Origin of the sequence: Mycobacterium sp. (genome assembly GCF_052144515.1) — a bacterium.
Taxonomy (GTDB): Bacteria; Actinomycetota; Actinomycetes; order Mycobacteriales; family Mycobacteriaceae; genus Mycobacterium.
Genome location: NZ_JBKQQD010000269.1, coordinates 1 through 9,885, shown reverse-complemented (window position 1 = coordinate 9,885; position 9,885 = coordinate 1). Strand labels below are relative to the sequence as shown.

The following is a 9,885-nucleotide window of genomic DNA, read 5'->3' as shown; positions in this document are numbered from 1 at the left end:
GCCGCGGCCTCACCGCGCGCAGAGGCGCATCGCTCGATCGGCCGAAAGTCCTAGAGTTACTCTCAGGCTCAACGTGATTCACGTCCATGACAGTGGAAGCTGATATCCAACCGCTCGGTCTGCTTGTAGCCTGACCACTTCGGCACTTACCTAATCACCAGCGAATCGGTGATGGCCTTGACGCCGGCGGCGACGGCGTTTCGAAGCGCTGTGACTAGCGTGACCGCTTGTTTAGCACGACAGATCGGGTTTCTCGAGTCCGCCGCTGCTGGCCTGACATTCAGAGTCCTTGCCGTGGCTTATGTTTCGTTGTTCGTCGGTGCGTTTGTCCCGTAACGGTTCTACTAGCTGTGCGCCCAAGCAAACGAGCCCTCGGCCCACGACCGCGAGTGCACGGTTCGTGATGGTTCCGGCGGCTTCGATGGTGGCGAAGGCAGCATCGAGCAGACTCGGAATGTGGACGTCCTCCCAGGTCGCAACCTGGTGCTGGCGGGCCGTCGCGAAATTGTCCAGCTCGTCGCGAAGGGCGCAGCGGTGTTTCGCCAGCTCTCGCACCGATAAGAATCGGAAGCCGTCGATGGCCCCTGGCTTCGCGAACCGGTCGAGTATTTCCTTCGCGTTCCGGTAGATGTCGACGTCTTCGCGGAGATGATGGTCGACGAGCTCGCGAGCTTCATCGATCGCTCGCAGCAGCTGCTCGGGTTGTGTCGACTCGATTCGCGCGAGGTTCAGACGCTGCCATTTGTGCAGCCCTTCTTCCGCGATCACCAGGAGGCTCAGAGTGTCACCAAATCGGTTGTCGTTGATCGCGTTTCGCAGCTTCTCGGCGCGCTGCGACACGGGCAGGGTGTGATCGAAAGATGCCAGGATGCGCCTGACATGGTTGCGTAGTTGCTCGACGGTTACGTTAAGCGCTGGCCCTAGGACGGCCACCGAATCCCAGTACGCGTCGGGTAGCGACCCGTACTTTTCCAGCGAGTGAACCATCCGTGAGATGGTCAGGTTATTGCCGAGAACGTCGCCGGCGCGGTGGGCCCGGGCGACTTCGAGCACCAATTCGACTTTGTCTTCCACGCGCCGGACGGCGTCTTCCACTTGGGCGATCGCGGACTTCAACGCCATCTGCACCGCGATCATCTGTGCCGACACCATCGCTTCTGGGCCGAGCGCTACACGGCACCACTGAAGTTGTGGCAGGAACTGGCCATCATCAGCGCTCGTCGTCATCCGAAAGAAGCCGTCGCTGCCGGGAACTAGATTGCCATTCGTCAACGCGTTCAGGCTGTCGGGATCCAGGTGAACGTATTTGCCGAGGTTATCCAGTACAGCGGTCAGCCCGGCGAGCCCGCTCGCCGCCTTCGCCAGCGAGGCGCTGTCGATCCCGGCGACTCGTAGGGTTTGCCCGGCGATCGCCCGCAGCCGCGTCAGATAGGACTCGACAGCGGCAGGGTCACCGCCCAGCAGTAGGACCTCGTCCTGGAACGACACCACGACCTCGTCGGTATCGGTTGTTGCCGACATTTCGGACAACTCGGATGTGCTCACGGCACCCCCTGATCCTTCGGCATGCAAGCAAAGCAGGCCGAGAGTTAGCAGGTTTTCGGCGGCTAGCGAGTGCGCACGTTACACCCATGTTTGCACCCGAATCCGCCGGTTCGCCGTCTATTGGGCAGGAATTCACCCGGGACGAGCAGTGGTGGCACTAGTACCAGCCGCACGACGACGGCACCCGGCGGGGCGGCAGGACGGTCTTCTACCTGGCCTCCTGGACGTTGATACCGGAGACGGGATCGCCGGGACCGCAGTGCCGGCACCGTTGCTCAGCGACGTTGCCGAGGACGGGGGCTTCCGTCGCGATCACTCGCGTGGCTCAACCTCAAGGTTGCGGGCGCCCTTGACATTGCGCAGCCCCGAACAGTTCACGCAACCGACACACCCACACAGTCGACGCAGCGCACGCAGGCGACACAGCCAATGCAGCGGGTGCAGGCAATGCATGCCACGCATTCCCGCACGAGAAGAGACAGCACAGTCAACAGACTGGCAACCACCCCGAAGCTGCCCGCGGTGCCTGCTGAGCCGGCTACCGCGACGCTGCCCGCGGTCGCTGCAGAGCCCACCACCGCGACGCTGCCCGCGGTCGCCACAGAAGCCGCCACCGCGACGCTGCCTGCGGTGGCGACCGATCCGGCTACTGCGACGCTGTCCATGGTGGCGATCGAGCCCACAGTTAAGCCGCTGTCAGGAGCGACTGCCGAGTCCCTGCGAAGTACCACAGACTCATCATCCCAGCCACGCAACGACGTTGCATCCGAATTGGCAGCTAAGGGACATAGTGGCTGGTTGTGAACCCTTGAGCCGTAGTGGATGTCGTCACGTCTCGAGCCGTCCGGAACGTCGACGGTCAACCGGCTGTTGGTCTTCACCTTGCCGCCGCGTTTCAACTCGGATTGGCCGACCGTCATGCAGGCCTGGCCATCATGTGCAGGCGAGCCGCCGGGCGGCCAAGCCTCTAATCTGATCGGCGTAGTGCATCAGCCACTTCGTCACATCTGTCGGATCCGTGGCTGGTGGAAGTGCCTGACGATCGCAAGGGAGAGCGAAATGCCTGACCAGTCAGAACATCTCGGAATCGTGGTCGGCGTCGACGGATCGACCTCCTCGACCGCGGCGGTACGGTGGGCCGCACGCTGGGCCGCAATGCGCAATACCGGGTTGACCATTGTTCACGCCTCCCCACCGGTGGTGCCCATGTCATCGCTCGTTGACTGGATGGGGCCCAACCCGTCAGACGTGCTGAGTGCGCAGGAAGAACAGGCGCGGCGCCTGATCGACGGGGCCACCAGGACGGCCAATGACACCGCCGGTGGCCTGCGCATTCGGGTCAAAGCAATCTTTGCCGAGCCCGCACCCGCGCTGCTCGAGCTGTCCAGCGATGCCCAGATGGTCGTGGTGGGGCGACGTGGTAGGTCGTCGCTGGCGGGCGTGCTGCTCGGCTCGGTCAGCATTGCGATGATCCATCGCGCGCGCTGCCCCGTCGCTGTCATCCACGACGAATCCCCTGCCGAGGAGGCGTCTACGGATGCTCCGGTGCTGGTAGGCATCGATGGATCCCCGGCGTCGGAACTGGCCGCCGCGATCGCCTTCGACGAAGCCTGGCGGCGCGGGGTCGAGTTGGTGGCCCTGCACGCCGCATACGACAGCGATGCCCTCGGCATTCACGAGCTGGAGTGGGCCTACATCGAGTCGAAAGCGCATGAAGCCGTTGCCGAGCGCCTGGCCGGCTGGCAGGAACGCTACCCCGATGTTCGTGTGCGCCGTGTGGTCGTATTCGACAGGCCCGCGCACCACCTCGTCGAGCAGGCCGAAACCGCCCAGCTGGTCGTGGTCGGCACCCGCGGCCACGGTGAATTCGCCGGACTGCTGCTTGGCTCGGTCAGCGCGGCGGTGGTACAGGCGACCCGCACACCGGTCATCGTCGCGCGCCAGGGCGACGTGCCGCACCGACATCACCAATACCCAAACCACAGGCATGGGACAGATCGGCACTAGGGACAAGCCGGACCAAGCTTGTCATTCAAGGGCGAATGCATCGTTGGTGACTACGGCCTCTACACCAGGACCCTAGGAAGAGGAGACGATGGCCAGACGAGACCAGACCCCGGATCGGTTTGGGAGGACATCGTGATCGAGGCGCTCAAGGACTTTCCCGATAACGTCTCTGCATTTGCCTGCCATGGGCATCTAACGAAGGCCGATTACCAAACGGTGATCATCCCGTACATCGAAGACAAACTGACTCGGCACAAAAAGCTGCGGGCCTACACCGAGATCGCGTCTGATTTCGCCGGGGTCGATTCCGGCTTCATCTGGGAAGATACGAAGTTCACCGTCAGCCACTTCTTGAACTGGGAACGTGGCGCGCTGGTCACTGACGTGAAATGGATGAGTCGTGCGACGAAATTCGGGGCGTCGCTGGTGCCGGGGGAGTGGCGTACATTCCCGAACGCTGAAGCCACCGAAGCGCGCGAATGGATTGTCGAACCGTCGCAGTAAAGACGTCGCGCATGGAGGAAACGTGGCAGCAGATCGCAGAAGAGTTTCCGCGAGACCAGCCTGCTGACCCGCCGCTACTGCTGGGCTTCAACGATCCATTCGCGCGCCTGGTCGGCGTCGGCTTCGGGAAACGTTCGGTACTCCCCAGGCCACAGAAAGCCGAAGAACTCACTGAACTTCGCGACATGTTTCGCCCATGCCACGTCGGTAACCACCGCACAGCGTTCCCAGTCGAAGAAGTGGCTGAAGCCAAACTTCGTATCCTCCCACACCGCGCCGGGATCGAATCCGCCCAAATCAGAAGCGATCTCGAAGTAGATCCGCACCTTTTTGTGCCGACGCAGTCGGTCTTCAAAGTCTGGTATCAGCACCGTGTCGTATTCGGCTTTGGTCACATGCCCATGGAGCGCAAATGCGGTGACGTTATCAGGAAAGTCTTTCAGCAGCTCGATCATGATCTCCTCCTGAACTTCGATGAGGTCTGCTCTCGTCATTGTTCCGTCAGCGAAAGTCACCGCGCTGGGCCACGACGTCCCGAATTCCCGACTGCCGTTGGCGACCGCACGGTCACGACGTGCGCTGTTGCGCCGGTACCTCAACCTCCGGCGACTCTGTGGCCCGTTCCTTGCTTTGGTGCAGCCACACGAAATCGTGCATTCCGGCTAGTTGCAACAGGATCCGTTCCCGCATCGGCCAGGCCCAGACATGAGCTCGGGCCGCTCGAGCTGGTAGGTGTTCCCTTTCCAGGCGAGTGTGCATGTCCCGGCGGCCATTATGTTTTGATACCAGTCCGTATGAGGGCCATAACCCAGCGGCAACAGGAAACCGTCACCATAGGGATACGTGCCCAGCGACGTCTGGTAGGTGCGCCCGCTGCGACGCCCTACATGGGTCACCAGCCCCCATGAGGATCGTGCGGTCCCTGAGATCTTGCGGGTCATGGCGTTGTACTTCGTCAAGAAACTCTTGAACGGTCCCCGCCTGACCAGGAGGTCCCGGTTTCGTCTGAAGATCCTCGGCAACAACACCACCCATGCCAGGACTACCCCAACAACAGCGAGCACGACGACAAGAACGGTGCCGCCTGGCCGGTGCCCGTCAACTTGCTCATCGATCTCCATGAGTACCTCCTCGGCGCCAGCTCACACCAGGGACCTGGCGCTACGCCAGAGACCAAAGTCATCGATCGTCATCTGCGCGGAGGCCTGCTTTGACGCCGCTTCAGCGAGGCGCAAGTCCGTGGCAGAGTCGTGCCATGACTACAGGGCGCCCACGGCAGGTCGAAGTGCGACACCGCTCGGCCCTCGTAGCTCGCGCCGCGGCGAATTAGCGCAAATCGGAGCTGAGTCGCGATGCGCCCTCGCTTCAGCGGCTTAAGCAACCAGGCACGCTCCAGCGTCTGTGGCGCGAAGAGGGGTTGCGCACTATCGCTGGCCGTGAACCAGTGGACCCCCCGAACCAGTTTGCGGGGCCTTGGTGAGTGTGGTCACCAGACCAGTTCGGCGATCGGATTGGTTTGGTCAGTCCATCCGGGTGGCGTGGACAACGTAACAGGGCAGGTGGATGTGGCCGTCGTCGATCAGGGGCAGGATGACGGCCATTCGTTCTGCCATGTGGTGCATCCGTTGTGCAAGTTCGGGTGGCATCTGGTTCAAGACCGCGTCGGGGAGCTTGCCGAAGCTTCCGCTGAAGCCTGAGGCGTTGCCCAGGAATGTGGTAGGGCCGAGGAAGTCGATTCGCCAGCCGGCGCTGGGGAGGGTGTCACGGATCTCGGATGCCTGCACGGCGTCCATCGGGGCGGTGACACCGTTGATGCTGTCGCCGGAGAAGCAGTAGATGAATAGCCGTGCACCCGGCTTGGTCGCGCGGTACAAGGCTGCGGCATAGTCTTTCCGCCCCCCGTGGTCGAGGCAGTGGTAGAGGGCGCTGTCGACGACGGTGTCGAATTGGCTGTCATAGCCGGCCAGTTCGGTCGCGTCGGCGACGTCGAAGCGCACCTGCACGCCGGCGTCGGCGGCGCGGGCGCGGGCCTGCTCGATGCCAGTCGGGGAGCTGTCGAGGCCGGTCACGGAGTGGCCGCGGCTGGCGAGGTAGATCGCGTTGTCACCCAGACCGCAGCCGACGTCGAGCACGTGTCCTTTGATTGCACCGAGGGCTTCGAGTTCCATCAGCCGCGGTTGGGCCTGGCGGACGTCCCAGGGGATGGCCTTGGGGGCGGGTGCGCCCGGGAAGGCGGGCTTGCCGCGGTAGAGGTTTTCGTAGGACTCGGGATCGTGGGTCAGCGGCTTGGGTGCGGACCCGGTTGGGTTGTCAGGCATCGTGTTATTTCCTTTCAACTCAATCTCGGGGTCGGCATCATGCCGAGTGTTCAGTCCATCCGTGTAATGCGTTGCGCCAGGCAGGGCTGCGGTATTCGAACCTGCCCAGGTGATGTAGGCGTCGGGCCTGAGGAGGTGGACACAACTGCCCCTTTCCGTTCGAGCCTAGGGGCCACCCCGTAGGCGAAGGTCGGGTACTACGTCGTGGAGGCTGACGGTGAGCGGTTGTGCGAGTCGTGCGCGCCGTCACCTTCACCGGAGACGACACCACTACCGCCGACATTCGGCCCCCGGGCTGCCAAACCCGGCCCGCTACACTGCCGCCTGTAGCGACCGACGAATGACTCTCGTTCCCCCGTGGGTCATAGTGCAAGACTGCGCCGAAGGCTGAACACGAGAGCCGTTGGAATTGAACGCGTTTGGCGTGACCGTTGGAGCCCCGGCCGGCGCCGGGGCTGGTGGAGGCGATTCCGCGGTCCTGGCAACGCTGGCGGCGATGGCGTTCCCTCGACCGGACCGAAAATGTTGTCCCCGACCGTCACCCGGTCATCGGGCGGCACGCCTTGCGATATCAGGTTGGGGTCCAGCGGATACGGATCGTGGTCTGGGCCTGCGGCGGTGGGCGCAACGGCGAAGACGTTGAAGTAGTCGCCCCGCACCGCTCGGTCGGTGAAGTTCTGGGTGAACGGGAACGTCGGCACGTAGCCCAGCAGAATGCTGAGATCCGGACCCACGTCGGCGAGCGCACGGACCGTCGGTTCGAGATTCTCCAAATTCTTGACCAGATCGGCCTGCGTGTTCATTGACGAGCCAGGTCGAGGTATTGCTGAAGACGCGGAGTTTGTCTAGCGCGCTGGTGATGCGCGGGCGCTCCCCAATCAACACGTCCAGCGCCGGCGGTATTTTGCGTAGCGCGTCCTAGATCACCTCACGCTGGGAGAGCTGGTGCAACGCGCCAATGGCACGAGAATATCGTTCTACACTGGCCACTGCCGACACGCCAGCAAAGGAGCATCGTGACCGGTATCCCCGTCCGGAACGTCTCGCCGGAGTTGGCGCAACGCTACGCGGACCAAGGATGGTGGACCCGCGACACTCTCGGGGATCTGCTGGCCCGAAGCCTCAAGGACAACCCCCACGTCACGTTTCGGGTCCACTCCGCGCAGCGGCCCTACGCCGGCACCTTCGCCGACGTCGAACTGTTGGCCCGCAAGCTGGCGGCGGGGCTGCGAGCCCGCGGTGTCGGAGCGGGCGACGTGGTCGCCTTCCAGCTGCCGAACTGGGTGGAGGCGGCGGCAACCTTCTGGGCATCGGCATTCCTGGGTGCCGTGGTGGTCCCGATCGTCCATTTCTATGGCCCCCGCGAAGTCGGGTTCATCCTGGGCACCGTCCAACCGCGCGCCTTCATCACCGCCGAGCAGTTCGGGCGCATGGCATTCGATCCCGACGTCTGTTCCGGCGTGCCGATCGTCGCGCTGGTGGGATCCAGCTTCGACGCGCTGGTCGACATCGAGCCGATGGAGGGCACGCTGGCGGCCGATCCCGCGGGCCCCACGCTGATCGCGTTCACGTCCGGTACCACCAGCAATCCCAAGGGCGTGATCCATAGTCATCAGACGCTGAGTTTCGAGACCCACCAACTGTTGGCGAATTACCCACCGGACCGGGGCCGGCAACTCACCGCGCTGCCCGTCGGTCATTTCATCGGCATGCTCGGCGCGTTTTTGATCCCGGTCATCGAGGGTGCACCGATCGATCTCTGCGATGTCTGGGACCCCGATAAGGCGATCGACCTGATGGAAACCGACGGCGTGTCGCTCGGTGGTGGGCCCCCTTACTTCGTCACCAGTCTGCTCGACCATCCTCGGTTCACCGCCGAGCATCTGCGCTACATCAAGCACATCGGCCTGGGTGGGGCCACCGTTCCGGCGGCCGTCACTCGGCGCCTAGCCGATCACGGAATCCTGGTCACCCGCTCCTACGGCAGCAGCGAACATCCGTCGATCACCGGTTCGCACCACACCGCCCCAGAGGACAAGCGACTCTACACCGACGGCGACGCGCGGCCAGGAGTCGAGATCCGGCTGGCCGACGACGGCGAAATCCTTTCTCGTGGACCGGATTTGTTCATCGGCTACACCGATCCGGCCCTGACCGCCCAGGCCTTCGACGACGAGGGGTGGTATCACACCGGAGACATCGGGGTCATGGATGACGACGGCTACGTCACCATCACCGACCGCAAGTCCGACATCATCATCCGCGGCGGCGAGAACATCAGCGCCCTGGAAGTCGAGGAGATCTTGCTCGCCCTGCCGGCGGTCGCGGAGGCCGTGGTGGTGTCCGCGCCGGACTCCCGACTGGGCGAACGCGCCGCCGCGGTGTTGCGCATCAAGTCGGGGCACGCCATGCCCACACTGTCCGAGGTCCGCGAGCACTTCGAGCGCGCCGGGGTGGCCAAACAGAAATGGCCCGAGGAGTTGCACGCGGTGGACGACTATCCGCGCACCGCCAGCGGAAAAGTGCAGAAATACGTGGTGCGCCAGCGTATTCGGGAACAGGCCGAGAAATCGCGGTAGTAATGCCGGGACGAAAGCGCGAGTTGGACTTTTGAGCTATGGCCTTGAAGAAGGACATCGACTCGTTTTCCAGCTGCATCGCGGTGGGCGGCCCGTTTCCACCATTGCCGTTCGAACCGTCCGGTGACGACATCAGCGGCCTGGTCGAGCAGTACCGCACGAAAATGCATCCGCACATCCAAGATTCGCTCCAGCGAGACCCGGCCCTCGACCCGGGCGTGCGGCGCGCCCGGGCACGTGTGGGCCCGCGTGCGAAGGTTATGTGCTACCGCATGGCCGATATTCGGGTCAATGAAGCCAAGCATGGACCCGCGGATCACCGCCGCTGTACTTACGCGCCGACCTACATCCTGCGGGGGCTCACCAAACTCCACCTCCAATTCACCCCGACCAAATAGGCGGTGACGGGTGCAGTGGATGGCGGTCGTCGCGAGCGGGGTCTTGGTGGGGATGCTGGCAGTGGGGTACCGACGGCCGATGCGTCCGGCGAGTGGGGATTCAACGGAACCTACGTAGCCACGTCGAACGGTCAGTGGGCGCAAAAATGACATATACCGCGACGAGGCCAGTGTCCGCAGTACCTGGACGATCAGCACGACCTGTAGCACTCCGGTCGAATGCACCGGACGGGTCTCCAGTGATCTCGGGTGGAGCGCGGACGTGAGCATCCACGGCAGCGAGTACGTCGTGAAGCATGACATTCCCAATTGGGAGCCCTGCCCCGACGGACCCGCCCGCACCGGACACCAGATCTACCGGTTCTATCCCGTGGACGAAAAATGCTGGGTCTCTTGGGATTCAACGGTTCTCGCCGGTTTCGACAAGACTGTCGGGGATAGCGGCGCTTGCGGCTCAACAAAGCGCTGGTGATCAACATGCCGTTTCGGCTGGAAAAGCCACCTGAGCCCCCGCGAGCAGACGCAAAAGCACCC

At 63.4% G+C, this 9,885-nt stretch carries 8 protein-coding genes and 3 pseudogenes; 5 read left to right on the top strand and 6 right to left on the bottom strand.

Annotated elements, in window-relative coordinates; genetic code table 11:
- Positions 1-231: 231 nt before the first annotated feature.
- Positions 232-1,521 carry a hypothetical protein gene (locus ACLP9N_RS17825; protein WP_442408664.1) on the bottom strand — a complete coding sequence of 430 codons (1,290 nt, stop codon included), beginning with the start codon at positions 1,519-1,521 and terminating at the stop codon, positions 232-234.
- 336 nt (positions 1,522-1,857) lie between these two features.
- Positions 1,858-2,210: pseudogene (locus tag ACLP9N_RS17820) on the bottom strand (hypothetical protein).
- Positions 2,211-2,604: 394 nt separating this feature from the next.
- Between ACLP9N_RS17820 and ACLP9N_RS17815 the strand changes: the two are divergent.
- Together ACLP9N_RS17815 and ACLP9N_RS17810 are read left to right on the top strand one after the other, a co-directional pair.
- Complete coding sequence (locus tag ACLP9N_RS17815) at positions 2,605-3,552, top strand: universal stress protein (protein WP_442408663.1); 948 nt, start codon at positions 2,605-2,607, stop codon at positions 3,550-3,552.
- A 132-nt stretch (positions 3,553-3,684) separates the two neighbouring features.
- Positions 3,685-4,056: an STAS/SEC14 domain-containing protein gene (locus ACLP9N_RS17810; protein WP_442408662.1), complete on the top strand. Its 372-nt coding sequence runs from the start codon at positions 3,685-3,687 to the stop codon at positions 4,054-4,056.
- Positions 4,057-4,130: 74 nt separating this feature from the next.
- On the opposite strand, the gene ACLP9N_RS17805 is transcribed toward ACLP9N_RS17810, so the two are convergent.
- The 4 genes and pseudogenes from ACLP9N_RS17805 to ACLP9N_RS17790 form a co-directional block, all read right to left on the bottom strand.
- Complete coding sequence (locus tag ACLP9N_RS17805) at positions 4,131-4,511, bottom strand: STAS/SEC14 domain-containing protein (protein WP_442408661.1); 381 nt, start codon at positions 4,509-4,511, stop codon at positions 4,131-4,133.
- A 207-nt stretch (positions 4,512-4,718) separates the two neighbouring features.
- Positions 4,719-5,177 carry a hypothetical protein gene (locus ACLP9N_RS17800; protein ID WP_442408660.1) on the bottom strand — a complete coding sequence of 153 codons (459 nt, stop codon included), beginning with the start codon at positions 5,175-5,177 and terminating at the stop codon, positions 4,719-4,721.
- A gap of 399 nt (positions 5,178-5,576) precedes the next feature.
- On the bottom strand, positions 5,577-6,374 hold the full coding sequence (locus tag ACLP9N_RS17795; protein ID WP_442408659.1) for an SAM-dependent methyltransferase: 798 nt from the start codon (positions 6,372-6,374) through the stop codon (positions 5,577-5,579).
- A 626-nt stretch (positions 6,375-7,000) separates the two neighbouring features.
- Positions 7,001-7,316: pseudogene (locus ACLP9N_RS17790) on the bottom strand (MCE family protein); the annotation flags it as partial.
- Between the two features lie 74 nt (positions 7,317-7,390).
- Between ACLP9N_RS17790 and ACLP9N_RS17785 the strand changes: the two are divergent.
- From ACLP9N_RS17785 to ACLP9N_RS17775, 3 genes and pseudogenes are all read left to right on the top strand, one after another.
- Entirely contained in the window at positions 7,391-8,953 is a 1,563-nt protein-coding gene (locus ACLP9N_RS17785) for an AMP-binding protein (RefSeq protein WP_442408658.1), read from the top strand.
- Between the two features lie 38 nt (positions 8,954-8,991).
- The gene (locus ACLP9N_RS17780) at positions 8,992-9,351 is read left to right on the top strand and encodes a hypothetical protein (protein WP_442408665.1); all 360 of its coding nucleotides are present in this window, start codon (positions 8,992-8,994) and stop codon (positions 9,349-9,351) included.
- A 15-nt stretch (positions 9,352-9,366) separates the two neighbouring features.
- Positions 9,367-9,885: pseudogene (locus tag ACLP9N_RS17775) on the top strand (hypothetical protein); the annotation flags it as partial.

What these genes read in the sequence shown, in the direction of transcription:
- ACLP9N_RS17800 (WP_442408660.1), bottom strand. Translation starts at nt 5,177, where the DNA reads ATGGAGATCGATGAGCAAGTTGACGGGCACCGGCCAGGCGGCACCGTT.
- ACLP9N_RS17825 (WP_442408664.1), bottom strand. Translation starts at nt 1,521, where the DNA reads ATGTCGGCAACAACCGATACCGACGAGGTCGTGGTGTCGTTCCAGGAC.
- ACLP9N_RS17780 (WP_442408665.1), top strand. Translation starts at nt 8,992, where the DNA reads ATGGCCTTGAAGAAGGACATCGACTCGTTTTCCAGCTGCATCGCGGTG.
- ACLP9N_RS17815 (WP_442408663.1), top strand. Translation starts at nt 2,605, where the DNA reads ATGCCTGACCAGTCAGAACATCTCGGAATCGTGGTCGGCGTCGACGGA.
- ACLP9N_RS17805 (WP_442408661.1), bottom strand. Translation starts at nt 4,511, where the DNA reads ATGATCGAGCTGCTGAAAGACTTTCCTGATAACGTCACCGCATTTGCG.
- ACLP9N_RS17795 (WP_442408659.1), bottom strand. Translation starts at nt 6,374, where the DNA reads ATGCCTGACAACCCAACCGGGTCCGCACCCAAGCCGCTGACCCACGAT.